Here is a 23,236-nt window from a genome sequence, read left to right on the forward strand (position 1 = left end):
TGACGGAGATCAAGTGGAAACGCAGATGACAATAAAAGCACAGTTCGATCATTCAAATTGCGCAGACTGCCCGATACGACATCGCGCGGTCTGCGCCCGCTGTGACGCGGACGAACTGGAAGCGCTTGATGCCATTAAGTATTACCGCAGTTTCGAAGCGGGTCAGACCATCATCTGGTCGGGCGACCAGATGAATTTTGTCGGTTCAGTCGTCGCGGGAATCGCATCGCTGACGCAAACCATGGAAGACGGGCGCACCCAGATGGTTGGTCTTCTCTTGCCCAGCGATTTCGTCGGTCGCCCAGGGCGCGACATTGCGCCTTACGATGTGCAGGCGACAACGGATGTCGTGATGTGCTGTTTCCGCAAGAAACCATTCGAAGAGCTGATGGACGAAACGCCACACATCGCGCATCGCCTGCTACAGATGACGTTGGACGAGCTTGATGCTGCCCGTGAATGGATGCTGGTTCTGGGTCGCAAGACAGCGCGCGAAAAGATTGCCAGCCTGATTTCGATCATTGCCCGGCGGGATGCGTCGATTGGTCAAAAGGGCCTGTCAGGACCGATCGTGTTCGATCTGCCCCTGACCCGAGAAGCCATGGCGGATTATCTGGGACTTACGCTTGAGACGGTCAGCCGCCAGATCTCAGCTCTGAAAAAGGACGGTTTGATCTTGCTGGAAGGCAAACGTCACGTGACCATCCCCGATCTTGGCCGGCTCATGGAAGAAGCAGGCGACGATTCCGATGGCGGGTTTCTGGTCTGACCGGTCTTTCGTTCGGCAGAATTCGCTTACCGCGATCATCCGGTCGGTTCACAAACTAACATAGGAGTGTGGCATGGGGTTCAGCAGTCTGTTGGCAATGCTGTTCATTGGCGCAATCGCCGGATGGCTTTCGGGAAAGATCATGGAAGGCCGTGGGTTCGGCCTGATCGGCAACATCATCGTCGGCATCGTAGGCGCGTTCCTGTCGGGCATGATCTTTCCGGCGCTTGGTTTTTCCGTTGGAGGGGGCCTGTTCTCGTCGATCCTTTTCGCGACAATTGGGGCGGTGATCCTGTTGTTCCTGATCGGCCTCATCCGCCGGGGGTGAAAAAAGCCGCCTGTCGAGGCGGCTTTGAGCTTGTTTGGGTCAGTGCGCCAGGAACACCGGAACCGAAGATTGTTCCAGCATGTTCCGGGTCGCCCCTCCCAGAATGGCTTCGCGAAAGCGGGAATGACCATAAGCGCCCATCACGATCATGTCCGATTCGGTATCCGTCGCGTGGCGATTAAGAATATCCGAGACGCGGGTCATGGTCTTGCTGAGCACATCGATCTCGCATTTGACACCATGACGGGCCAGCATCTGGGACAGCATTCCACCCGGGTCTGACCGGTCCGGGCCATGCTGTGGCGGGTCGATGACCACAATACGGACAATCTCGGCCTGTTTGAGGAAGGGCAGGGCCCGCCGGATGGCGCACATGGCCTCGACGCTTTCGTTCCAGGCGATCATGATGTTGCCGGGCGCTTTCAACGGCACGCCGCTGTCAGGAACCACAAGCACCGGGCAATGTCCTTCGAACATGGCCGCTTCGATAATGGGCTCGGCCTCGGCCCCGCGACCTTCACCATACGGGTGAGGCAGGATCACAAGGTCGGAAAACCGGGCCCGGTGTGCGACGTGGCGCCCGATATCGGCAATCTGTGCAACGCCGTGTTCGGCAGACCAACGCACGCCGGATTTGCCGAGATAATCATTGGCAAAGGCCAGCAGATCCTGTGCTTCAGCATTGGCCCGGTTCAGCGTTTCCTGAACGATCAACGCATTGGCACCCGCGTAATAATAACCTGTCTGACTGCGATCGACGCCCAGACACAGGACCTCGGCATGGGCATCCTGGGACTCGGCCAGGGCCACAATCTGCGCCAGAGCAGCCTGTGCAGTCTGCGTTTCGGTCATGACTGTGAGAAGAGATTTGTACGCCATTTTGACCTCATGTTTCGGGCAATTGGTCTCATGTGACCTGTTAGCCCTTTTCTACTACCATGCGTGTCATAGAAAACGCTGGGCTGTCTTGATACAGATCAAAGCAATGAGGGTGGCCGTGCTTCAGAACGGCAGCCAGTCAAATGGGCTTCGCGCGTCACAAGAATCAAAAACGCGCGGAGCATGGCAAAGGGACGCAATATGTCGAATTACATCAAGCTGATCGTGCTTGGTCTGATCGCGCTGTTTGCAGCGATCGGAACCAATTATGCACGCGATTTGGCGTATCAGGTACATGCGCTGCTGGTGATGCTCATCGCCGGTGGCCTGTTCATCTGGACGCTTCGAAACACTGACGAGCCAGATATTCAGATCGACCGCTCGGGCGAATACATGGATGGCGTGATCCGCTATGGCGTGATCGCAACCGCCTTTTGGGGCGTGATCGGGTTCCTTGCAGGGACCTTTATCGCGTTTCAGCTGGCGTTTCCGGTGCTGAACTTCGAATGGGCGCAGGGTTATCTGAACTTTGGTCGTCTGCGTCCGTTGCACACCTCGGCAGTCATTTTTGCCTTTGGCGGCAACGCACTGATCGCAACCTCGTTCTACGTGGTTCAGCGTACCAGCGCGGCGCGGCTTTGGGGCGGCAACCTCGCGTGGTTCGTGTTCTGGGGCTATCAGCTGTTCATCGTGCTGGCCGCGACCGGCTATGTGCTGGGCGGAACGCAGTCCAAGGAATATGCCGAACCTGAATGGTATGTCGATCTGTGGCTGACCATTGTCTGGGTCGCCTATCTGGCTGTCTACCTGGGTACGATCATCAAGCGGAAAGAACCCCACATCTATGTGGCCAACTGGTTCTACCTGGCCTTTATCGTCACCGTCGCCATGCTGCATCTGGTCAACAACATGACCATCCCGGTCAGCATCTGGGGTTCGAAATCGGTCATCGTCTGGTCAGGCGTGCAGGATGCCATGATCCAGTGGTGGTATGGCCACAACGCTGTGGGCTTCTTCCTGACCGCGGGTTTCCTGGGCATGATGTACTATTTCATCCCGAAACAGGCCGAACGTCCGGTGTTTTCGTACAAGCTGTCGATCATCCACTTCTGGGCGCTGATCTTCCTGTATATCTGGGCTGGTCCACACCACCTGCATTATACCGCGCTGCCTGACTGGGCGTCGACGCTGGGCATGGTGTTCTCGGTGATCCTGTGGATGCCGTCCTGGGGTGGTATGATCAACGGTCTGATGACCCTGTCGGGGGCCTGGGACAAGCTGCGCACAGATCCGATCATCCGCATGATGGTCATCTCGGTCGGCTTCTACGGCATGTCCACCTTTGAAGGTCCGATGATGTCGATCCGTGCTGTGAACAGTCTCAGCCACTACACCGACTGGACCATTGGTCACGTGCATTCGGGCGCGCTGGGCTGGAACGGCATGATCACTTTTGGTGCGCTGTACTTCCTGGTGCCTGTCCTGTGGAAGCGCGAGCGTCTGTACTCGCTGCAAATGGTCAGCTGGCACTTCTGGCTCGCCACGATCGGCATCGTGCTTTATGCCGCGTCGATGTGGGTCACCGGTATCATGGAAGGCCTGATGTGGCGTGAAGTGGATGCAAACGGCTTCCTGGTGAACTCGTTCGCTGACACCGTGGCCGCCAAGTTCCCGATGTACGTGGTGCGTGCGCTGGGTGGCGTGATGTTCGTCGCTGGTGCGCTGATCATGTGCTACAACCTGTGGATGACTGTGCGGAAAGCGCCGGCCAAAGAGGCCAGCCTGACCGTCGCGGTCCCGGCTGAATAGAGGGAGGGCCGGAGCAATGGCAATTCTCGACAAACATAAGATCCTCGAGACCAACGCGACCCTCCTGCTGATCTTCAGCTTTCTGGTCGTGACCATCGGTGGCCTGGTGCAGATCACCCCGCTGTTCTATCTTGAGAACACCATCGAGAAGGTGGAGGGCATGCGCCCTTACACCCCTCTCGAAATGGCAGGGCGTGAGATCTACATCCGCGAAGGCTGCTATGTCTGCCACAGCCAGATGATCCGCCCGATGCGGGACGAGGTCGAACGTTACGGTCACTACTCTCTGGCGGCTGAGTCGATGTATGACCACCCGTTCCAGTGGGGATCAAAGCGTACCGGACCTGATCTGGCGCGTGTCGGTGGTCGCTATTCGGATCAGTGGCAGATGGACCACCTGCGCGACCCTCAGTCTGTGGTGCCTGAATCGGTGATGCCGAAATACGGCTTCCTCGAACATCGCAAGATCGACGGCAAGTATATCGGTGACATCATGGCGACCAATGCGGTTGTCGGCACCCCATATACCGAGGAGATGCTGGAAAACGCGGTTGCCGATTTCAGCGCGCAGGCCGATCCTGACAGTGACTACGACGGTCTGCTGGAGCGGTACGGTGACAAGGTCAACGTGCGCAACTTCGATGGTCAGCCTGAACTGACCGAAGCCGATGCGCTGATCGCCTATTTGCAGATGCTGGGTACGCTGGTCGATTTCTCGACCTTTACCCCGGATGCAAGCCGTTAACAGGAGGGTGTGATGGAAGAATACACACTGCTTCGACAGTTCGCGGATAGCTGGATGCTGCTTGTGTTGTTTGCCTTCTTCGTTGGCATCGTGATCTGGGTTTTCCGCCCCGGTGCCAGCAAGGAATACAAGGACACCGCCAACATCCCCTTCCGGCACCAAGACAAACCCGCCACACCCAAGGAGGCGCGGCAATGAGCAAGACACCTGATAAACAGCCGGGCGATCCTAATACAACCGGGCACAGCTGGGACGGAATCGAGGAATTCGACAACCCCATGCCGCGCTGGTGGCTATGGACCTTCTACGCCACCATCTTCTGGGGCGTGATCTATACGATCATGTTTCCGGCCTGGCCCCTGGTCCATGGCGCGACAGCCGGTGTGCTGGGATGGTCAACCCGTGAAAACGTACAGCAGGACATGGTTGCCTTCGAAGAGGCAAACGCGCCCTGGAACGCCAAGCTGGTGGAAACTTCGCTGGAAGACATCTCTAAGGATGCAGAGCTTCAGCAATATGCCGTGAACTCGGGCGGTGCGGTGTTCCGGACCTGGTGCGCACAATGCCATGGTTCGGGTGCGCAGGGTGCGCCGGGTTTCCCGAACCTGCTGGATGATGCCTGGCTGTGGGGCGGAACGCTGGACGACATCGTCTACACCGTCAGCTACGGTGTCCGGAACGAAGAAAGCGACGATGCGCGCTATTCCGAGATGCCGGCATTTGGCGAAATCCTCGAACACGACGAAATCACGCAGGTGGTCCAGTACGTAATGTCGCTGAGCAATGCCCAGACCGACGATGCGGCAGCGCAGGCAGGCAAAGTTGTCTTCGAAGACAACTGCGCGGCCTGCCACGGCGAGGATGGCACAGGTGATATCTTCCAGGGTGCGCCGAACCTGACTGACGCGATCTGGCTTTACGGTGGCAGCGAAGAAACGCTGACGGAAACCGTAACTTACAGCCGCTTTGGCGTCATGCCGAACTGGGATACCCGCCTGACCGAGGCGCAGATTCGCGCCGTATCTGCCTATGTCCACCAGTTGGGCGGCGGTCAGTAAGATATTAAGAACACCTTCGGGCGGTTCGCCGCCCGAAGGCTGGGGCACCGGCTGTTCCATCTGTTCGCGCGTTTCCTGAACAGCCGGTGCTTTTTTCCCACAATAAGGCCACTTAAACCTGTGGTCCAGATTCAGGTTTACTGTTCCCTGCGTCAAAAGTTGCTCGGATCCACCTCGCGCGGGTTTTTAATCCACCAATGACCTTCCGGCAGCCAACGGCGTTTGTGGCGACCCGGTTTTGGCACATCGCGAATATGCGGCGCATTGATCCGGGTTGCGGTCATGAAAGATCTGGCAAAAACGGTCAGCATGGTTGGTCTCCTCTGCAAGGGTATCTCTGCAATAAAGATTGACCTTTGAAGTGCTGAATGCGACTCAAATACCATTCCATAGTGTAAGTCAGGGTTACATATGAATTGGTTGTCGCTTCCCCCATTGGCCGCGCTGAGGGCGTTTGCGGCATTTGCTGAAAAACGCAATGTCGTCGAAGCTGGTGCTGCGTTGAACGTAAGCCATGCGGCGATTAGCCAGCAGTTGCGCGTACTTGAGAACCATCTGGGTGCTGCCTTGCTGGATCGAACAGGCAAGGCCCTGACCCTGACCGCCGATGGTGAACATCTGGCCCGAGCCCTGCAACTCGGGTTTGGCGCGATCGAGGCGGCAGTGGGGGATTTGGCGCGGTCTGGTCAGGACCGCCCGGTCCACGTGTCGCTGACATCTTCTTTTGCGGCCTCTTGGCTGATGCCGCGCCTACCGGCCTTTCGCGAAACCCATCCCGAGGTGAACCTGATCCTTGATCCCACCGCGGAAATTGTCGAACTGCGACCGGGTGGGATCGATATTGCCATTCGGTACGGCCCCGGCGGTTGGACCGGTGTGCAATCTGAAATGCTGTTGCAGTCGCCCGTGGTCATCGTCGCCGCTCCGAAACTGCTGGGTGAAAAGACGTCATGGACGCCGACCGAGTTGGCCCAACTGCCCTGGCTCGAGGAAATCGGCACCACCGAGGCGACGACCTGGCTGGCCGAACATGGTGCCGGTCCTGAACGCGGTGCGGGCCGGACCGAGCTGCCGGGAAACCTGGTACTGGACGGTCTGCGGGCCGGGCAGGGGGTCACTGTCACAGTGCGACATTTCGTCGAGCCGGACATCAAGGCCGGTCGTATTGTCGAGCTTTATGCAGAGCCGGATACGCGCGGTTACCATATTGTGACGCCAAATTCGGCACTTAGACCCGCAGTCAGGACATTTGTGACGTGGTTGAGGCGTCAGGCACGGGAAATGTGATAAAAGGTGTCTGTACGATGCGCGTTTTGACCCATGTCAAAGTTGCTCTGCGCGTGATCTGGAAGAACACACACTCAGAAGAGCCAGTACCGGAGCCAGCCTGTGAGCGATTCCAACCCCACCCCCAGCCTATACGCCGCACGAGAACCGATCTTTCCAAGACGCGTTTCTGGGCCATTTCGAAACCTGAAATGGATCATCCTCATCGTGACACTGGGCATTTACTACGTTACGCCCTGGATCAGATGGGATCGTGGCCCCAGCCTGCCGGATCAGGCCGTGCTGCTGGATCTGGCAAACCGGCGCTTTTATTTCTTCTGGATCGAAATCTGGCCGCACGAGTTCTATTTCGTGGCGGGCCTGCTGATCATGGCGGGGCTGGGTCTGTTTCTGTTTACTTCTGCGCTGGGGCGGGTCTGGTGCGGGTATGCCTGCCCGCAAACGGTCTGGACTGACCTTTTCATTCTGGTCGAGCGCTGGATCGAAGGCGACAGGAACGCCCGTCTGCGCCTGCATCGTCAGGAAAAGCTGGATTTCCGCAAGGCACGGCTCCGGGTGACGAAATGGGTAACCTGGTTCCTGATCGGTCTGGCCACCGGCGGTGCCTGGGTGTTCTATTTTGCGGATGCGCCGACGCTGCTCCGCGATCTTGTGACTGGTAACGCGCATCCCGTCGCTTACACGACGATGCTGGTTCTGACTGGCACGACCTTCTTTTTTGGCGGGTTCGCCCGCGAACAGATTTGTATCTACGCGTGTCCTTGGCCGCGCATTCAGGCCGCGATGATGGATGAAGACACGCTGGTCGTGGGATACCGCGAATGGCGCGGCGAGCCGCGCGGCAAAGGCAAGCGAACAGCCGATTCCGAGTTGGGGGATTGCATTGACTGCATGGCCTGCGTGAATGTCTGCCCTGTTGGGATCGATATCCGGGATGGTCAGCAGCTTGAATGTATCACCTGTGCCCTGTGTATCGACGCGTGTGATGACATGATGGCCAAGATCGGCAAACCGCGCGGGCTGATCGACTATATGGCGCTCAGCGACGAGCCACGTGAACGCTCAGGCCAACCGCCCAAGAATGTCTGGAAACACATCTTCCGGCCCCGCACGATCCTGTACACCTCGTTGTGGTCACTGGTGGGGTTTGCGCTGCTGTTCGCCCTGTTCATTCGCTCTGACATCGATCTTACCGTAGCGCCTGTGCGCAACCCGACCTTTGTCACCCTGTCAGACGGCACCATTCGGAACACCTATGATGTCAGACTGCGCAACAAGCACGGCGAGGACCGCCTGTTCAAATTGTCTCTGGCGGGCGATCCGTCGATGCGACTGGAAATTGAGGGAACCAAGATCGATACTGTGAATGTCACGGCGGATACGGCACAATTGACCCGTGTATATATCGTGGCGTCCCGTGACAGCGGTCCGGCGGCAGCAGAAGCGACACCAGTGCGGATCTGGGTCGAAGACCTCAGCAGCGGCGAACGTGCTTACAAAGACACCACGTTCAACGGACGGGGGAACTGATCATGGCCGAACGTAAATTCACCGGAAAGCACGCTCTGGCGGTGTTTGTCGGTGCCTTTGGCGTGATCATCGCGGTGAACCTTGTGCTGGCTTATAATGCGGTGAAAACGTTTCCCGGGCTGGAGGTCAAGAATTCCTACGTTGCCAGCCAGGAGTTCAACGATCGCCTGAAAGAGCAGCAGGCATTGGGCTGGACGGTTCGGGCAGAAACCAAAGGTGGCCTTCTGATCCTGCATATTACGGACGCGACCGGTGCACCGGTTCAGGTCAGCGAGTTGCAGGCGGTGGTTGGCCGCGCAACCCATGTGCGGGACGATTTTGCACCGGATTTCACCTTTGACGGCGCGGCCTATGCCACACCTGCCACGCTGGGCAAGGGCAACTGGAATATCCGGTTGGTCGCGCGTGATGGCAGTGGCGCCGAGTTTTCGCAGCGCGTTCCGCTGTATGTGAAAGGGTAGCCGATGACGGCGCAGCTTTCATCCGGTACGGCGGCCTGTCCGGGGTGTCTGGCAACCCCGGCAGAGCCCGCGCGCCCGATTCCGGACGATGTGCAGATCGCCTTGTCGCTGCCGGGCATCCACTGCTCGGCCTGTATCGCGACGGTCGAACGTGAACTGAACGCCCATCCCGGTGTCGAAGACGCGCGGGTCAACCTGACTCTGAAACGGGCGATGATCAAAGCCGCGCCGGAAACCCGAGCGGCCGATCTGATCCCGGTGCTTGAACGGGCAGGTTTCGAAGCGCACGAGCTTGACCCCGGCGCTTTGTCGGCAACACAGGCGGACAAGGCGGGACGTGACCTGCTGATGCGACTGGCCGTCGCCGGGTTTGCATCCATGAACGTGATGCTGTTGTCGGTGTCGGTCTGGTCCGGCGCAACAGACGCGACGCGCGACATGTTCCACTGGATTTCCGCTGCAATCGCGCTGCCTGCCATTGCCTTCTCGGCGCAACCGTTCTTTGCCAACGCCTGGAGCGCCCTGCGGGTGCGGCGGTTGAACATGGATGTGCCGATCACGCTGGCGATCCTGCTGGCGCTGGTCACCTCTCTGTGGGAGACCGCACTGAGCGGAGAGCACGCCTATTTCGATGCCGCGCTGACCCTGACTTTCTTCCTGCTGGCGGGCCGGTATCTGGATTACCGCACCCGCGCCGCAGCCCGATCCGCCGCAGAAGAGCTTACCGCCCTGGAAGTGCCGCGCGCGATCCGCATCTTGGATGGGGTGGCGGCCGAAGTTGCGGTGGCCGATCTGAAGGTCGGTGATCTGATCCTTGTGCGCCCCGGTGGCCGAATGCCGGTGGACGGTCAGATCGTGTCTGGTCAGTCCGAACTGGACCGTTCGCTGTTGACGGGGGAAACCCTGCCGGTGTTTGCCGAAGCCGGCCAGCTGGTCAGCGCGGGCGAGGTCAACCTGACAGGTCCGCTGACCCTGCGCGCCACAGCAGTGGGTCAGGATACGTCGCTGCACCGGATGGCGGATCTGGTGGCCATCGCAGAATCGGGGCGGTCCCGCTATACCTCGCTGGCCGACAAGGCCGCCAAGCTTTATGCGCCCGGTGTCCACATCCTTTCGGCGCTCAGCTTTGTGGGGTGGTACATCTATTCGGGCGATTTGCGCACCGCTCTGAACATTGCCGCGGCGGTTCTGATCATCACCTGTCCCTGCGCCTTGGGTCTGGCTGTTCCGGCAGTGACCACCGCTGCCTCGGGCCGGTTGTTCCGCAAGGGTATGCTGATCAAGCACGCAACCGCGCTCGAACGGTTGTCCGAGACCGACACCGTGGTGTTCGACAAGACGGGCACGCTGACCTCGGGTGCGCCGGAACTGGTCAATCTTGGCGACCACGCCCGCGCACAGGTCGAGGTCGCGCTGGCCTTGGCCGAGGCCTCCGCGCATCCCTTGTCCGTGTCATTGGCAAAGGCCGCGCGGCAGGCCGGGATCAAACCTGCTAACGTCCGGGACATAACCGAAGTGCCGGGATACGGCACCCAAGGGGAATACCGCGGTCAACCTGTTCGTTTGGGCCGGGCCGCATGGGTTGGCGCACAGCAGGGCGCGGAAACGTCCGCCTGGCTTGCAATTGGCGACGATGCGCCCCTAGCATTCCGTTTCTCGGACGCGCTGCGTCCGGGCGCGGACGAGGCGGTGGAAGCGTTGCGCGCGTCGGGCAAGCATGTGCTGTTGATCTCAGGAGATTCGAAAGGTGCCGTGCGCGCATTGGCCGAGAAGCTGGGAATAACGGATTGGGTCGCCGAGGCTTTACCGCAGGACAAGGCACAGCGCATTCAGGACCTCAGGGATCAGGGCCGCAAAGTTCTGATGGTGGGGGACGGCCTGAACGATACGGCTGCTTTGGCGGCGGCACATGTGTCGATCTCTCCGGCCTCGGCGCTGGATGCGGCGCGGGTTGCCTCGGACATCGTTCTTCTGGGCAATGACCTTCTGCCCATTGCGGATGCCTGCGATACGGCCATCAAGGCCACCCGTCGCATCCGCGAGAACTTCCAGATCGCAACCGTTTACAACGTGATAGCCGTTCCGCTGGCCGTGATCGGACTGGCAACACCGCTGATCGCGGCCTTGGCGATGTCGACCTCGTCGATTACCGTATCGCTGAACGCATTGCGGCTGAGGTAACCCTGATGGAAGTGCTTGCCTATCTGATCCCGATTTCCCTGTTTCTGGGGGGCGTTGGTCTGGTCGCCTTTATCTATACCGTTCGTTCCAATCAGTACGAAGACCCCGATGGCGACGCGCGCCGCATCCTGAGTGACGAGTGGGACGACAAACCCAAACCCTGACCAATCGCCCGATATGCGCAGAGTTCATCCAAGCGCCCTTGAAATTGCCGCAATGCCCGGCTATGTCCGGCCCATCCGCAAGCAGAGAGAACACGCCAAATGGCCACCACCAACCCGATCCAGTTCATTCAGCAAGTCCGTGCCGAAGTTTCCAAGGTCGTCTGGCCGACCCGGCGCGAAGTGCTGTTGACCACGGTCATGGTCTTCATCATGGCGGCGCTGACAGCTGTGTTTTTTGCTTTGGTCGATCTGGGTATCCGGGGCGGCCTTCAGCTGGTTCTGGGCGCTTTCGGCTAAGCCGGTTCAGGCGGGGGCAAATACGACTGCCCCTTGCACCTCGCGCGATGTCAGAGTAGGTGACGCATATTCGGAATGGGCGTGTGGCGATTCGGGCCGCGCGCCGCTTTTTATTCCGGATAACGTGACAGGATTTAAATGACGGGTGTGTCTGCTAGATGTGATACCCCGAAGACAAACAAGGACGACAGGTTCATGGCGAAACGGTGGTACTCGGTCAGCGTTCTTTCGAATTTCGAAAAGAAGATCGCAGAGCAGATCCGCACGTCGGTGGCTGAACAGGGCCTTGAGAACGATATCGACGAAGTTCTGGTGCCCACCGAAGAGGTGATCGAAGTGCGCCGGGGCAAGAAGGTCACCACCGAACGCCGCTTTATGCCGGGTTACGTGTTGGTGCATATGGAAATGTCGGATCAGGGCTATCATCTGATCAACTCGATAAACCGCGTCACCGGTTTTCTGGGTCCGCAGGGTCGCCCGATGCCGATGCGCGACGCCGAGGTGAACCAGATCCTCAACCGCGTTCAGGAAGGCGAAGAAGCGCCCAAGTTGATGATCACCTTCGAGATCGGCGAGAAGGTCAAGGTCAACGACGGCCCGTTCGAGGATTTCGACGGCATGGTCGAAGGCGTGGACGACGAAGCGCAGAAGCTGAAAGTATCGGTCTCGATCTTTGGCCGCGAAACCCCAGTTGAGCTGGACTTTACTCAGGTCACGAAGCAGAGCTAAGCGCGCTTCCAGAGAAATTCGAAACGCCGCGATGTGAAAGCATAGCGGCGTTTTCGTATCTGTGCCGCAGAAAGCACAACGATCTACCTGCGCCAAAGTATCGACACAATTTGTTGATTATTTCCAGAACGGCGACAATTGAGGGATTACTAGAAAATGACAGCTTTTGCGCAAGATGTGTTGGCCGTCAAAAGCAAAGAAGCACCCAATGTTTCCAGTCTTCTTGTCGAAGTTGCTCGACGGACCGGGAGAAGTCCATTTTCGCTGGCCTTTGACTTTTTCAAGCTTCGCAAGAAACGCGGAAAGCTGAGGTTTTACGAGTACTTTCTTTACGAGCTTTATGATCGGGAGCGTTGGTCTGATATTGAGCGTGAGGAGTTCGTTTCATCTCATGTCCACTGGCCGCTTGTAAATGCTTGCAACAACAGTCAATGGCAGGCCCTCACCGAAGACAAATGGTTGTCTGCGTGTTTCCTCGAACACAACAGGCTGCCCGTGCCGAAAACTTTGGCTGTCTTTGATCGCAGCGCGCGCCAGTTCGGTGGAACGCCAAAACTGACAAACGCCGAAGACTTGAAGTCCTTCTTTTCGACCCACGGGTCATGCTCGGTTTTCGCGAAACCTATCGTCGGGATGTGGAGCGCAGGTGCCATGCGCATTTCGGGGCACACTGATACGCATGTCATTCTGGACGGGCAGGAACCTCAAACCTACGAGGACTTCGCAAATTCGACACTTGGTGAAATCCCCTACATCTTTCAGGACTGTCTGAAACCACATGGTTTTTTTGACGGTATTACCGACGCTATTGCGACCGTGCGCAGTTTGAACATTATCGACGACAATCAACTTTCCGTTCCGTTTACAATGCTAAAGCTGCCCCTTGCGGGGAATGTTGCGGACAACTTCTGGCGGCCCGGCAACCTTCTTTGCAACCTGAACCCGGAAACCGGCGAGGTTAAGGCCATAGCCTCAGTTGAAGACGGTCGCCGAGTTGAACTTAGCTCTCTGCCGGAATGCGACCGCACTCTTATTGGTGAAAAACTGCCATTCTGGGCTGAACTGAAAAAGCTGAACCAAGAAATCGCTTTGTTGCACGCAGAAAATCACTTTGGATCAACGGATATCGCTCTTACAGAGAATGGCCCGGTTGTGGTTGAAGTGAACAATGGCTGCGCTTTTGAACTTGTGCAAATTGCGACTGGTAAAGGGTTTCTCGACGAAAAAATGAAAGAGTTCTTTAGCAAACACAATGTGAAATTCTAGAATATTGGCGAATGCGGCCTTCAACGTTGTCGGATAAGTTCCACTCGCACGTGATTTCAGGGCTCGTATTCTTGTGTCAGGTCATTGTGATAAGCCAGAGGGGCGTACAGCCAGTAATAGTTCGCCCCAAAGAACGCCCAGCAAGCTTTTGCTGACCAGAACGCAGTGCCTTTTGTAGGCCGGGTTCTTTTTTGATTTTGGAAGCGTAACACCGCGGTGCATTTGGCACCGCGGCGGTTTAGTTTAAGACGCGGAGTCCCGACGCCGTTTCGCGTTTGGGCTTACTGCGACTGAACCATGGCTGCGCGCAAAAGCTGCGGGCGGTCGGTCTGGGACGGCAGGAAGACCGCCTGCGACCCGGCATCCAGCGCCGAAAGGCTTGCATCATACCATTGCATCGCAAGATCGCGGCGCGCCTGAACACCAAAGCCTTCGCGCAGATGGTGACCGACCAGTTCTCCGTATGCGGGTTCACCCATGGCAACCAGCATCAGCGCAGACCCAACTGCGGTATCCATGTTGTCCTGACGATATCCCATCGCAAGGCAGACCTTGCTGGTTGCGGCAAGATCAGCAGGGCTAAGACCCGAATCCAAGGCAAGCTTGCGCACCTGGGTTTCAGCCTCTGATTTCGAGTTGATAGACAGCGCATCAACTTGCGGTGCCAACATGTCGCCAAAGGCGGCGCACTGGTCTGCGACCTGATCGGGTGTAAGACCCTGAATGCCCTGCATCAGCTCTTCGCCCTGTGCCATCGCATAACTGCGGGCAAGGCAGAACTGCTCGCTGAGCGCAAAGTCAGGATCGGACATGTTAGACAGGGTCGTATAGCCGCCATTGGTCGACGTTTGCAGCATGACCCCGCTGCACCGATTGGCCAGCGACGGGCCTCCGGTTCCGCCGGAAAACAGGCTCGGCAGGCTGGCTGTCGTGGTTTCAGTGGCGCTTGTTGCGGGTTCGGCCTGTTGAGGCGTGATAACCGGGATGGCCGGTGCCTGGGTCTGAGGTGCCGCCGCCAAGGCAGAGCCGGTTTGCACCTGTTGGCGATAGGCCATCAAGAGCGGTTGACCCGAAAGCTGGGTTGCCGCCTGCCCACCGCTTGTCGCCCAGTAATAGGCCTGCATCAGAAAGTCATACTGATAGGGCTGGAAGTCATAGCCATTCACAGGATAGCCCATGGACACCTGGTAGCGTTCGATCGCCGACCGGGTTCCATGCCCGACCTGCCCATCGACACGCCCGGCGTTATAGCCGAAATAGTTGAGCGCGGTCTGTGTCTGCGCCCCTTGCGAGGTCGATGGAATGCCCGACCGGTAGGTCTGGCTCGAAGACCGGGACTTTTTCTTTTGCTGGTCTTTGCCGATCGCGTATCCGACGACCCCGCCAACGACAGCACCGCCGATGAAGTCGCCCGCATCGGCCCGCGCGGTCTGGGGAACGGCCGCTGCAAAAGACAGCGCAGCGATTAGAGTAGTTAATAAACGAAATATCATGACGAACCTCCGAACAAATTTGTTCTGCCCAAGTATAGCACAGCTACGGCATGGCTCGGTCATTTATACTACTTCAAAGATCGACGCCCTGAGGGGATTACCGCCAAGCGACGGATTCGCCGATATTGCTCAAGCGATTTAAGCCTTTAACATCCAGTGATACCTTGGGGTTCATGCCGACTTGTAACTCCTTGGGTTGGCCGGAAAGGGTGGCAGTTTCTTGCCCACGGGTTTCAATGATGTTGGTCATCGACTTTAAACTCGATTCGGTGATCCCGAATTGAAAGGCAGGCCACTTGCCAACCCCCATGATCCCCTGTAAACGCCGCCTCTATCGTCTTCGGGCGAGATTCTCTCGTGGGAGGTTACCGGGGTCGCGATCCCGGGCCGGACCACGCAACAAAATCCGGGTGAGACGCGTTTCACCCTAGTTGAAAGGAAAACCAAATGGCCAAGAAGCTTGCTGGTACAATGAAACTGCAGGTTCCTGCAGGTCAGGCGAACCCGTCGCCGCCAGTTGGTCCGGCGCTGGGTCAGCGCGGCATCAACATCATGGAATTCTGCAAGGCGTTCAACGCCAAGACCGCAGATATGGAGCCCGGCGCGCCGTGCCCGACCGTGATCACCTACTATCAGGACAAGTCCTTCACCATGGACATCAAGACGCCGCCCGCGTCTTATTACCTGAAAAAAGCTGCTGGTCTTAAGCCGGTCGGTAAGCGTAACCGCCCCCGCGGCGCGGAAAACCCAGGTCGCGAGACCGTGGCAACCGTGACCTCCAAGCAGGTTCGTGAAATCGCCGAAGCCAAAATGAAAGATCTGAACGCCAACGACGTCGAAGGCGCAATGCAGATCATCCTGGGCTCGGCCCGCTCCATGGGCATCGAGGTGAAGTAAGATGGCAAAACTCGGTAAACGTACCCGCGCTGCGCGCGAAGCCGTCGCTGGCAAGGAAAACCTGTCGGTGGACGAAGCTGTTGCCCTGGTCAAAGCCAATGCAACTTCGAAATTCGACGAGACTATCGAAATCGCGATGAACCTGGGCGTTGACACCCGTCACGCAGACCAGATGGTGCGCGGCGTTGTCGGCCTGCCGAACGGAACAGGCAAAGACATGCGCGTTGCTGTGTTCGCACGTGGCGCGAAGGCTGACGAAGCGAAAGAAGCAGGCGCGGATATCGTTGGCGCAGAAGACCTGATGGAAACCATTCAGGGCGGTACCATCGAATTCGATCGCTGCATTGCAACCCCGGACATGATGCCGATCGTCGGTCGTCTGGGTAAGGTTCTGGGCCCCCGCAACCTGATGCCGAACCCCAAGGTTGGCACCGTGACCATGGACGTGAAAGCAGCCGTGGAAGCAGCCAAAGGCGGTGAAGTTCAGTTCAAGGCGGAAAAAGGCGGCGTTGTGCACGCAGGCGTTGGCAAAGCGTCGTTTGACGAAGCCAAGCTGGTCGAAAACATTCGCGCCTTCGTCTCGGCTGTTGCCCGGGCCAAGCCGTCGGGCGCCAAGGGCACCTACATGAAGAAAATCGCGCTGAGCTCGACCATGGGCCCTGGTGTGACCGTTGACGTGGCAGAAGCTTCGGGCGAATAAGCCTGATCTACGCCAAAGCAATGTTGCGGGCGGCCCCTTCGGGCCGCCCGTTTTTTATTAGCTGAACGGCAACGCTGTGTGATTGGCTGTATCGCCGGTCAGGGTGAAGAAGCTCCGGTCTTCAATGGGCACCCATTTTCCTGTGCCCTTGTCCAGGGGTTCGGACGCGATGACCCTGCCGCCGTGGTCCAGCCCTTCCCCGAAATACAGGGACGGGCTGCGCTGGTCGCTGGAATACCGAAACGCATACAGGCTCTGCCCATCTGAAAAGGCGACGGCCATGCGATCCGGTTGCGTCCGATGACCGTCAAGCGCATCGATCTGACGCAGAGTTGCGACAACAGCGTCCTGCGGCGCATCATCCAGCCCGTTTGCCAGCAGGAGCAGAAACAGAAGCTCTGAATCCGTCGACCCGCGCCGCGCCGCATAAAGCTCGTCCGGCAGTGAGGATTCAAGCCGTCTTCGCAAACGCCCGAACTCGCCAATCTGGCCATTATGCATGAAGGACCATTTGCCAAATGTGAAAGGGTGGCAGTTTGCGCGCGACACTTCCCCGAACGTCGACGCGCGGACATGGGCCAGAAACAGCGAGGATTTTATCATCCTGCAAAGATCGACAAGGTTACCATCCGACCACGCGGGCAAGACATCCCTGTACAGGCCGGGGCGATCCTGGTCTGCGTACCAGGCCATACCAAAGCCATCGCCATTGACGGCAAGTTTAGCTTCGGCCGCGTGCTGGCTTTGCTCCAGCAAGGAATGCTGGGGCCGGATGACGATGTTTTCAAGCGGGATACTTGGTCCGCAATAGGCGGCAATTCTGCACATTTGTTCTGATTCTTCTTGTTTCTGAGAAAAATTGTCGGGTTATAGTCTTGAACTTGGAACAATGTCACGAACTATTTTGCGCTCAGCCCTGAAATTCGACCAAATCAATTGCTCGTCACCGCACTTAATCTTGTGGTTCTGGTCATCCCTTGTTGCGTCTGATTAGTCCCAATTTACCTCTTGGAAACCCCGGCCATCTGTCCTAAGTAGACCTGCGGAATAAAGCGTGCGATTCGTCGTGCGCTTTATTTTGTTTCGTCCAAGACGGTGGGTGGTGCCATATGGCCCCTTAATTCCCTGCCTGAGACGGGTAAGACCAAAGAATTCTGAGGGTCCCACCCTCGGGCGAGTTTTGGCCAATCCCGTAACAACGGACCTGAACGCCGGGGCGCAAGCCGCGGCAAATATGAGCCGGGGTGAGATCTCACCCCTAACTTGGAGAGAACTGTGGATAGAGCCCAGAAAGAGAAAGTGGTCGAGGAACTCGGCCAAATCTTCGAAAGCTCTGGCGTCGTAGTGGTTGCCCACTACGCCGGTCTGACAGTTGCCGAGATGCAGGACCTTCGCGCACGTGCCCGTGACGCGGGTGGCTCCGTGCGTGTTGCCAAGAACAGGCTCGCCAAAATCGCCCTCGAGGGTAAGCCGTGTGCAAGCATGGCCGACCTGCTGACAGGGATGACCGTTCTGACCTATTCCGAGGACCCCGTGGCAGCAGCCAAGGTGGCCGAGGACTTCGCCAAGGATAACAAGAAATTTGAAATCCTCGGCGGTGCAATGGGCGAGAACGCTCTGGACCGCAAAGGCGTTGAAGCCGTTTCGAAAATGCCGTCTCGCGAGGAGCTTATTGCTTCGATCGTGGGCTGCATTGGCGCACCTGCTTCGAACATCGCCGGCGCGATTGGCGCACCTGCAAGCAATATCGCAAGCATCCTTTCCACCATCGAAGAGAAGGCGGAAGCTGCGTAAGCGGTTGGCACTGAATGATCTGCGTAGGGTACCTACCCTGACGTTGGAACACACATTGTAAACGGAAAGAGCTGATAAAATGGCTGATCTGAAAGCACTCGCAGAAAGCATCGTGGGTCTGACCCTGCTGGAAGCACAAGAACTGAAAACCATCCTCAAAGACGAATACGGCATCGAGCCCGCAGCTGGCGGCGCCGTAATGGTCGCAGCAGCTGGTGGCGACGCCGGTGGCGCAGCTGAGGAAGAAAAAACCGAATTCGACGTCGTTCTGAAGAACGCCGGCGCTTCGAAAATCAACGTGATCAAAGAAGTTCGCGGCATCACCGGTCTGGGCCTGAAAGAAGCCAAGGAACTGGTCGAAGCTGGCGGCAAGATCAAAGAAGGCGTGTCGAAAGACGAAGCCGAAGACGTCAAAGCCAAGCTGGAAGCAGCTGGCGCCGAAGTCGAGCTGGCCTAAGCCTGGTCTCAGGCGCATCGCTGATGCGCCGAAAATTTTGGCTGGATCCGGAGAAATCCGGGTCCAGCCGAACCTGTCTTAGAAAGGGCCTCACGGACTGGGGCGTTTTCTAAGACACGGTTTTCGGATCGGGAGGCCGCCTTCGGGACGGTGGCCACGAATTGATCCGGACGTGTTGTCTCGATTGTGCAAGATGCCGGGGCCCGACGGTGTCTTTGCCCGCTGAGAACATCGAAAGGTGACATCTGACATGGCTCAAACGTTCCTTGGCCAGAAACGTCTTCGTAAATATTACGGCAAAATCCGCGAAGTACTGGAGATGCCGAACCTCATTGAGGTACAGAAATCTTCTTATGATCTTTTCCTGCGCTCCGGCGATGCAGAACAGCCCACAGACGGCGAAGGCATCAAGGGCGTGTTCCAATCGGTTTTCCCGATCAAGGATTTCAACGAAACCTCTGTTCTGGAGTTCGTGAAATACGATCTGGAGAAACCCAAATACGACGTCGAAGAGTGCATGCAGCGCGACATGACCTACAGCGCACCGCTGAAGGTTACCCTGCGCCTGATCGTGTTCGATGTTGATGAGGACACCGGCGCGAAATCGGTAAAAGACATCAAGGAACAGGATGTCTTCATGGGCGACATGCCCCTGATGACCCCGAACGGCACCTTTGTCGTCAACGGCACCGAGCGCGTGATCGTTTCCCAGATGCACCGCTCGCCCGGTGTGTTCTTTGACCACGACAAGGGTAAAACCCATTCCTCGGGCAAGCTGCTGTTTGCCTGCCGCATCATCCCGTATCGCGGCAGCTGGCTGGACTTCGAGTTCGACGCCAAGGATATCGTGTTCGCCCGTATCGACCGCCGCCGTAAACTGCCTGTGACAACCCTGCTATATGCGCTGGGTCTGGATCAGGAAGCGATCATGGACGCGTATTACAAAACCGTGTCCTACAAGCTGGACAAGAAGAAGGGCTGGGTCACGCCGTTCTTCCCCGAGCGTGTTCGCGGCACCCGTCCGACCTATGACCTGATCGACGCGAAATCAGGTGAGGTAATTGCCGAGGCAGGCAAGAAAGTCACCCCGCGCGCGGTCAAAAAGCTGATCGACGAGGGCACCGTCACAGAACTGCTGGTTCCGTTCGATCACATCGTTGGCAAGTTTGTCGCCAAGGACATCATCAACGAAGAAAACGGCGCGATCTATGTCGAAGCCGGTGACGAACTGACGCTGGAATATGACAAGGATGGCGACCTGATCGGCGGTACCGCGAAGGAACTGATCGACGCGGGCATCACCGATATTCCGGTTCTCGACATCGATAACGTCAATGTCGGACCCTACATGCGCAACACCATGGCGCAGGACAAGAACATGAACCGCGAAAGCGCGCTCATGGATATCTACCGCGTCATGCGTCCGGGTGAACCGCCCACCGTCGAGGCGGCGTCGGCCCTGTTCGACACCCTGTTCTTCGACAGCGAGCGGTATGACCTGTCGGCCGTTGGCCGCGTGAAGATGAACATGCGCCTGGCTCTGGACGCGCCGGATACCCTGCGTACCCTGCGCCGCGAAGACATCGTGGCCTGCGTCAAGGCTCTGGTCGAACTGCGCGACGGCAAAGGCGACGTGGACGATATCGACCACCTCGGCAACCGTCGTGTGCGTTCGGTCGGCGAACTGATGGAAAACCAGTACCGCGTCGGTCTGCTGCGTATGGAGCGCGCGATCAAAGAGCGTATGTCGTCGGTCGAGATCGACACCGTCATGCCGCAGGACCTGATCAACGCGAAACCGGCTGCTGCTGCTGTGCGTGAATTCTTCGGCTCGTCGCAGCTGTCGCAGTTCATGGACCAGACCAACCCGCTGTCGGAAGTCACCCACAAACGCCGTCTTTCGGCGCTTGGCCCCGGTGGTCTGACGCGTGAGCGTGCGGGCTTTGAAGTGCGCGACGTGCACCCGACCCACTATGGCCGGATGTGCCCGATTGAAACGCCGGAAGGCCCGAACATCGGTCTGATCAACTCGCTGGCCACCTTCGCCCGCGTGAACAAGTATGGCTTCATCGAAACACCTTACCGCGTCGTCAAGGACGCCGAGGTGACCGATGAGGTTCACTACATGTCCGCGACCGAGGAAATGCGTCACACCGTGGCGCAGGCGAACGCGACGCTGGACAAGAACGGCAAGTTCATCAACGATCTGGTTTCGACCCGTCAGGCAGGCGACTACACCCTTGCCCCGCGCGAGAATGTGGACCTGATCGACGTGTCGCCGAAACAGCTGGTTTCGGTCGCGGCTTCGCTGATTCCGTTCCTTGAAAATGACGACGCCAACCGCGCTCTGATGGGCTCGAACATGCAACGTCAGGCGGTTCCGCTGCTGCGGGCCGAGGCACCGCTGGTCGGTACCGGGATCGAGGAGAAGGTCGCAATCGACTCAGGCGCTGCGATTCAGGCGAAACGCGCCGGCATCATCGACCAGGTCGATGCCCAGCGTATCGTTATCCGTGCCACCGAGGATCTGGAACTGGGTGACGCTGGCGTTGACATCTATCGTCTGCGTAAGTTCCAGCGCTCGAACCAGAACACCTGCATCAACCAGCGTCCGCTGATCAAGGTGGGTGACACCGTCCAGAAGGGCGAGGTCATTGCCGACGGTCCGTCGACCGATATGGGTGAACTGGCCTTGGGTAAGAACGTGGTCGTCGCGTTCATGCCGTGGAACGGTTACAACTACGAAGACTCGATCCTGATCTCGGAACGTATCGCGCGTGATGACGTCTTTACCTCGGTCCATATCGAGGAATTCGAAGTCGCCGCCCGTGACACCAAGCTGGGCCCGGAAGAGATCACCCGCGACATCCCCAACGTCGGTGAAGAAGCGCTGCGCAACCTCGACGAGGCGGGCATCGTTTACATCGGCGCGGATGTGGAGCCGGGCGATATTCTGGTCGGCAAGATCACTCCGAAGGGCGAAAGCCCGATGACCCCGGAAGAAAAGCTGCTGCGCGCCATCTTTGGTGAAAAAGCATCTGACGTGCGCGACACCTCGCTGCGCGTGAAGCCGGGTGATTACGGTACGGTCGTCGAGGTCCGCGTCTTCAACCGTCACGGCGTCGAGAAAGACGAGCGTGCGCTGCAGATCGAGCGTGAGGAAGTCGAACGTCTGGCCCGTGACCGGGACGACGAGCTGGCGATCCTTGACCGCAACATCTATGCGCGTCTGCAAGGTCTGATCCTGGGTAAAACCGCTGTCAAAGGCCCGAAAGGTGTCAAGGCAGGGTCGGTGATCACCGAGGATCTGCTGGACACCCTGACCCGTGGTCAGTGGTGGCAGCTGGCGCTGGAAGACGAGCAGGACGCACAGATCGTTGAGGCCCTGAACGAGCAGTACGAAGTGCAAAAGCGCGCTCTGGATGCCCGTTTCGAAGACAAGGTCGAGAAGGTCCGCCGTGGCGACGACCTGCCGCCGGGTGTGATGAAGATGGTCAAAGTCTTCATTGCCGTAAAGCGCAAGTTGCAGCCGGGCGACAAGATGGCCGGTCGTCACGGGAACAAGGGTGTGATTTCCAAGGTTGTTCCGATGGAAGACATGCCGTTCCTGGCCGATGGTACGCCGGTCGACTTCTGTCTGAACCCGCTGGGTGTGCCTTCGCGTATGAACGTTGGTCAGATCCTTGAAACCCACATGGGTTGGGCCGCGCGCGGTCTGGGTCTGAACATCGATGAGGCTCTGGGTGAGTACCGCCGGTCCGGCGACCTGACCCCGGTGCGCGAGGCGATGAAGCTGGCCTATGGCGAAGATGTCTACGAAGAAGGCATCACTGGCATGGACGAGGAAACGCTGATTGAGGCAGCGGGCAACGTGACCCGCGGTGTTCCGATCGCAACCCCGGTCTTTGACGGTGCCAAAGAGGCTGACGTCAACGACGCGTTGGTGCGTGCGGGCTTCTCGGAAAGCGGTCAGTCGGTTCTGTTCGACGGTCGTACGGGTGAGCAATTTGCACGTCCGGTGACCGTGGGCATCAAGTACCTGCTGAAACTGCACCACCTGGTGGACGACAAGATCCACGCGCGTTCGACCGGGCCGTACAGCCTGGTCACCCAGCAGCCGCTGGGTGGTAAGGCGCAGTTCGGTGGTCAGCGCTTTGGTGAGATGGAAGTCTGGGCTCTGGAAGCTTACGGCGCCGCCTACACCCTGCAGGAGATGCTCACCGTGAAATCGGATGACGTCGCCGGCCGGACCAAGGTCTATGAGTCGATCGTCAAGGGCGAGGATAACTTTGAAGCGGGCGTACCGGAATCGTTCAACGTTCTGGTGAAAGAAGTCCGCGGCCTCGGCCTGAATATGGAACTCCTGGATGCGGAGGTCGATGAGTGACGAAG

At 58.1% G+C, this 23,236-nt stretch carries 24 protein-coding genes; 19 read left to right on the forward strand and 5 right to left on the reverse strand.

What is annotated here, in order from left to right; all coding sequences use genetic code 11:
- Positions 1–25 precede the first annotated feature (25 nt).
- Together fnrL and ACR0CE_RS17830 are read left to right on the forward strand one after the other, a co-directional pair.
- Complete coding sequence (fnrL, locus tag ACR0CE_RS17825) at positions 26–769, forward strand: transcriptional regulator FnrL (protein ID WP_480520926.1); 744 nt, start codon at positions 26–28, stop codon at positions 767–769.
- Between the two features lie 73 nt (positions 770–842).
- Entirely contained in the window at positions 843–1,097 is a 255-nt protein-coding gene (locus ACR0CE_RS17830; RefSeq protein WP_209598278.1) for a GlsB/YeaQ/YmgE family stress response membrane protein, read from the forward strand.
- A gap of 39 nt (positions 1,098–1,136) precedes the next feature.
- On the opposite strand, the gene ACR0CE_RS17835 is transcribed toward ACR0CE_RS17830, so the two are convergent.
- A complete protein-coding gene (locus ACR0CE_RS17835; protein ID WP_209598277.1) occupies positions 1,137–1,976 on the reverse strand; it encodes a universal stress protein in 840 nt (279 codons plus the stop codon).
- A 201-nt stretch (positions 1,977–2,177) separates the two neighbouring features.
- Between ACR0CE_RS17835 and ccoN the strand changes: the two genes are divergently transcribed.
- Genes ccoN through ccoP form a run of 4 tightly spaced genes read left to right on the forward strand, consistent with a single transcriptional unit; the run spans position 2,178 to position 5,588 of the window.
- Positions 2,178–3,785 carry a cytochrome-c oxidase, cbb3-type subunit I gene (gene ccoN, locus ACR0CE_RS17840; protein WP_209507752.1) on the forward strand — a complete coding sequence of 536 codons (1,608 nt, stop codon included), beginning with the start codon at positions 2,178–2,180 and terminating at the stop codon, positions 3,783–3,785.
- Between the two features lie 16 nt (positions 3,786–3,801).
- Positions 3,802–4,530, forward strand: a complete 729-nt coding sequence (gene ccoO / locus ACR0CE_RS17845; protein ID WP_209507754.1) for a cytochrome-c oxidase, cbb3-type subunit II — start codon at positions 3,802–3,804, stop codon at positions 4,528–4,530.
- Between the two features lie 12 nt (positions 4,531–4,542).
- Complete coding sequence (locus ACR0CE_RS17850; RefSeq protein WP_209507756.1) at positions 4,543–4,728, forward strand: cbb3-type cytochrome c oxidase subunit 3; 186 nt, start codon at positions 4,543–4,545, stop codon at positions 4,726–4,728.
- Entirely contained in the window at positions 4,725–5,588 is an 864-nt protein-coding gene (ccoP, locus tag ACR0CE_RS17855) for a cytochrome-c oxidase, cbb3-type subunit III (RefSeq protein WP_480484689.1), read from the forward strand. The genes ACR0CE_RS17850 and ccoP overlap by 4 nt, the downstream gene beginning before the upstream one ends.
- Positions 5,589–5,740: 152 nt before the next feature.
- Here ccoP and ACR0CE_RS17860 read toward each other — a convergent pair whose 3' ends face one another.
- Complete coding sequence (locus tag ACR0CE_RS17860; protein WP_480833367.1) at positions 5,741–5,899, reverse strand: hypothetical protein; 159 nt, start codon at positions 5,897–5,899, stop codon at positions 5,741–5,743.
- Positions 5,900–5,999: 100 nt separating this feature from the next.
- Between ACR0CE_RS17860 and ACR0CE_RS17865 the strand changes: the two genes are divergently transcribed.
- From ACR0CE_RS17865 to ACR0CE_RS17900, 8 genes are all read left to right on the forward strand, one after another.
- Entirely contained in the window at positions 6,000–6,875 is an 876-nt protein-coding gene (locus tag ACR0CE_RS17865) for a LysR family transcriptional regulator (protein WP_480833368.1), read from the forward strand.
- Positions 6,876–6,977: 102 nt separating this feature from the next.
- On the forward strand, positions 6,978–8,405 hold the full coding sequence (gene ccoG / locus ACR0CE_RS17870; RefSeq protein WP_480484692.1) for a cytochrome c oxidase accessory protein CcoG: 1,428 nt from the start codon (positions 6,978–6,980) through the stop codon (positions 8,403–8,405).
- Positions 8,406–8,407: 2 nt separating this feature from the next.
- Positions 8,408–8,866, forward strand: coding sequence for a FixH family protein (locus ACR0CE_RS17875; protein ID WP_209507766.1), 459 nt, complete (start codon positions 8,408–8,410; stop codon positions 8,864–8,866).
- Between the two features lie 3 nt (positions 8,867–8,869).
- Positions 8,870–11,047: a heavy metal translocating P-type ATPase gene (locus ACR0CE_RS17880; protein WP_480833369.1), complete on the forward strand. Its 2,178-nt coding sequence runs from the start codon at positions 8,870–8,872 to the stop codon at positions 11,045–11,047.
- Positions 11,048–11,052: 5 nt separating this feature from the next.
- Complete coding sequence (ccoS, locus tag ACR0CE_RS17885) at positions 11,053–11,211, forward strand: cbb3-type cytochrome oxidase assembly protein CcoS (protein ID WP_209507770.1); 159 nt, start codon at positions 11,053–11,055, stop codon at positions 11,209–11,211.
- Between the two features lie 99 nt (positions 11,212–11,310).
- A complete protein-coding gene (gene secE, locus ACR0CE_RS17890; RefSeq protein ID WP_480474071.1) occupies positions 11,311–11,508 on the forward strand; it encodes a preprotein translocase subunit SecE in 198 nt (65 codons plus the stop codon).
- Between the two features lie 195 nt (positions 11,509–11,703).
- Positions 11,704–12,237 (forward strand): transcription termination/antitermination protein NusG, encoded by a 534-nt coding sequence (gene nusG, locus ACR0CE_RS17895; RefSeq protein ID WP_209507773.1) that lies wholly within the window; start codon positions 11,704–11,706, stop codon positions 12,235–12,237.
- A gap of 156 nt (positions 12,238–12,393) precedes the next feature.
- A complete protein-coding gene (locus ACR0CE_RS17900; protein WP_480560548.1) occupies positions 12,394–13,503 on the forward strand; it encodes a sugar-transfer associated ATP-grasp domain-containing protein in 1,110 nt (369 codons plus the stop codon).
- 281 nt (positions 13,504–13,784) lie between these two features.
- Here ACR0CE_RS17900 and ACR0CE_RS17905 read toward each other — a convergent pair whose 3' ends face one another.
- Together ACR0CE_RS17905 and ACR0CE_RS17910 are read right to left on the reverse strand one after the other, a co-directional pair.
- Complete coding sequence (locus tag ACR0CE_RS17905) at positions 13,785–14,996, reverse strand: peptidoglycan-binding domain-containing protein (protein WP_480484695.1); 1,212 nt, start codon at positions 14,994–14,996, stop codon at positions 13,785–13,787.
- Between the two features lie 97 nt (positions 14,997–15,093).
- Entirely contained in the window at positions 15,094–15,246 is a 153-nt protein-coding gene (locus tag ACR0CE_RS17910; RefSeq protein ID WP_480492731.1) for a hypothetical protein, read from the reverse strand.
- A gap of 197 nt (positions 15,247–15,443) precedes the next feature.
- Here ACR0CE_RS17910 and rplK point away from each other — a divergent pair, with 197 nt between their 5' ends.
- Positions 15,444–15,893, forward strand: a complete 450-nt coding sequence (gene rplK, locus ACR0CE_RS17915) for a 50S ribosomal protein L11 (RefSeq protein WP_010440985.1) — start codon at positions 15,444–15,446, stop codon at positions 15,891–15,893.
- 1 nt (position 15,894) lies between these two features.
- Positions 15,895–16,593 carry a 50S ribosomal protein L1 gene (gene rplA / locus ACR0CE_RS17920; protein WP_209507781.1) on the forward strand — a complete coding sequence of 233 codons (699 nt, stop codon included), beginning with the start codon at positions 15,895–15,897 and terminating at the stop codon, positions 16,591–16,593.
- Positions 16,594–16,650: 57 nt separating this feature from the next.
- Here the strand turns inward: rplA and ACR0CE_RS17925 are convergent, their stop codons facing one another.
- Positions 16,651–17,421 carry a class II glutamine amidotransferase gene (locus tag ACR0CE_RS17925; protein WP_480833370.1) on the reverse strand — a complete coding sequence of 257 codons (771 nt, stop codon included), beginning with the start codon at positions 17,419–17,421 and terminating at the stop codon, positions 16,651–16,653.
- Positions 17,422–17,868: 447 nt separating this feature from the next.
- On the opposite strand from ACR0CE_RS17925, the gene rplJ reads away from it, so the two are divergent.
- The 3 genes from rplJ (at position 17,869) to rpoB (ending at position 23,231) form a co-directional block, all read left to right on the forward strand.
- Positions 17,869–18,387 carry a 50S ribosomal protein L10 gene (gene rplJ / locus ACR0CE_RS17930; RefSeq protein ID WP_209507785.1) on the forward strand — a complete coding sequence of 173 codons (519 nt, stop codon included), beginning with the start codon at positions 17,869–17,871 and terminating at the stop codon, positions 18,385–18,387.
- A gap of 79 nt (positions 18,388–18,466) precedes the next feature.
- Complete coding sequence (gene rplL / locus ACR0CE_RS17935) at positions 18,467–18,844, forward strand: 50S ribosomal protein L7/L12 (protein WP_209507787.1); 378 nt, start codon at positions 18,467–18,469, stop codon at positions 18,842–18,844.
- Between the two features lie 250 nt (positions 18,845–19,094).
- The gene (gene rpoB, locus ACR0CE_RS17940) at positions 19,095–23,231 is read left to right on the forward strand and encodes a DNA-directed RNA polymerase subunit beta (RefSeq protein WP_267365333.1); all 4,137 of its coding nucleotides are present in this window, start codon (positions 19,095–19,097) and stop codon (positions 23,229–23,231) included.
- The last annotated feature ends 5 nt before the right edge of the window (positions 23,232–23,236 follow it).

The sequence above is a fragment of the Ruegeria sp. L11 genome (assembly GCF_056531755.1).

What these genes read in the sequence shown, in the direction of transcription:
- fnrL (WP_480520926.1), top strand. Translation starts at nt 26, where the DNA reads ATGACAATAAAAGCACAGTTCGATCATTCAAATTGCGCAGACTGCCCG.
- ACR0CE_RS17830 (WP_209598278.1), top strand. Translation starts at nt 843, where the DNA reads ATGGGGTTCAGCAGTCTGTTGGCAATGCTGTTCATTGGCGCAATCGCC.
- ACR0CE_RS17835 (WP_209598277.1), bottom strand. Translation starts at nt 1,976, where the DNA reads ATGGCGTACAAATCTCTTCTCACAGTCATGACCGAAACGCAGACTGCA.
- ccoN (WP_209507752.1), top strand. Translation starts at nt 2,178, where the DNA reads ATGTCGAATTACATCAAGCTGATCGTGCTTGGTCTGATCGCGCTGTTT.
- ccoO (WP_209507754.1), top strand. Translation starts at nt 3,802, where the DNA reads ATGGCAATTCTCGACAAACATAAGATCCTCGAGACCAACGCGACCCTC.
- ACR0CE_RS17850 (WP_209507756.1), top strand. Translation starts at nt 4,543, where the DNA reads ATGGAAGAATACACACTGCTTCGACAGTTCGCGGATAGCTGGATGCTG.
- ccoP (WP_480484689.1), top strand. Translation starts at nt 4,725, where the DNA reads ATGAGCAAGACACCTGATAAACAGCCGGGCGATCCTAATACAACCGGG.
- ACR0CE_RS17860 (WP_480833367.1), bottom strand. Translation starts at nt 5,899, where the DNA reads ATGCTGACCGTTTTTGCCAGATCTTTCATGACCGCAACCCGGATCAAT.
- ACR0CE_RS17865 (WP_480833368.1), top strand. Translation starts at nt 6,000, where the DNA reads ATGAATTGGTTGTCGCTTCCCCCATTGGCCGCGCTGAGGGCGTTTGCG.
- ACR0CE_RS17875 (WP_209507766.1), top strand. Translation starts at nt 8,408, where the DNA reads ATGGCCGAACGTAAATTCACCGGAAAGCACGCTCTGGCGGTGTTTGTC.
- ACR0CE_RS17880 (WP_480833369.1), top strand. Translation starts at nt 8,870, where the DNA reads ATGACGGCGCAGCTTTCATCCGGTACGGCGGCCTGTCCGGGGTGTCTG.
- ccoS (WP_209507770.1), top strand. Translation starts at nt 11,053, where the DNA reads ATGGAAGTGCTTGCCTATCTGATCCCGATTTCCCTGTTTCTGGGGGGC.
- secE (WP_480474071.1), top strand. Translation starts at nt 11,311, where the DNA reads ATGGCCACCACCAACCCGATCCAGTTCATTCAGCAAGTCCGTGCCGAA.
- nusG (WP_209507773.1), top strand. Translation starts at nt 11,704, where the DNA reads ATGGCGAAACGGTGGTACTCGGTCAGCGTTCTTTCGAATTTCGAAAAG.
- ACR0CE_RS17900 (WP_480560548.1), top strand. Translation starts at nt 12,394, where the DNA reads ATGACAGCTTTTGCGCAAGATGTGTTGGCCGTCAAAAGCAAAGAAGCA.
- ACR0CE_RS17905 (WP_480484695.1), bottom strand. Translation starts at nt 14,996, where the DNA reads ATGATATTTCGTTTATTAACTACTCTAATCGCTGCGCTGTCTTTTGCA.
- ACR0CE_RS17910 (WP_480492731.1), bottom strand. Translation starts at nt 15,246, where the DNA reads ATGACCAACATCATTGAAACCCGTGGGCAAGAAACTGCCACCCTTTCC.
- rplK (WP_010440985.1), top strand. Translation starts at nt 15,444, where the DNA reads ATGGCCAAGAAGCTTGCTGGTACAATGAAACTGCAGGTTCCTGCAGGT.
- rplA (WP_209507781.1), top strand. Translation starts at nt 15,895, where the DNA reads ATGGCAAAACTCGGTAAACGTACCCGCGCTGCGCGCGAAGCCGTCGCT.
- ACR0CE_RS17925 (WP_480833370.1), bottom strand. Translation starts at nt 17,421, where the DNA reads ATGTGCAGAATTGCCGCCTATTGCGGACCAAGTATCCCGCTTGAAAAC.
- rplL (WP_209507787.1), top strand. Translation starts at nt 18,467, where the DNA reads ATGGCTGATCTGAAAGCACTCGCAGAAAGCATCGTGGGTCTGACCCTG.
- rpoB (WP_267365333.1), top strand. Translation starts at nt 19,095, where the DNA reads ATGGCTCAAACGTTCCTTGGCCAGAAACGTCTTCGTAAATATTACGGC.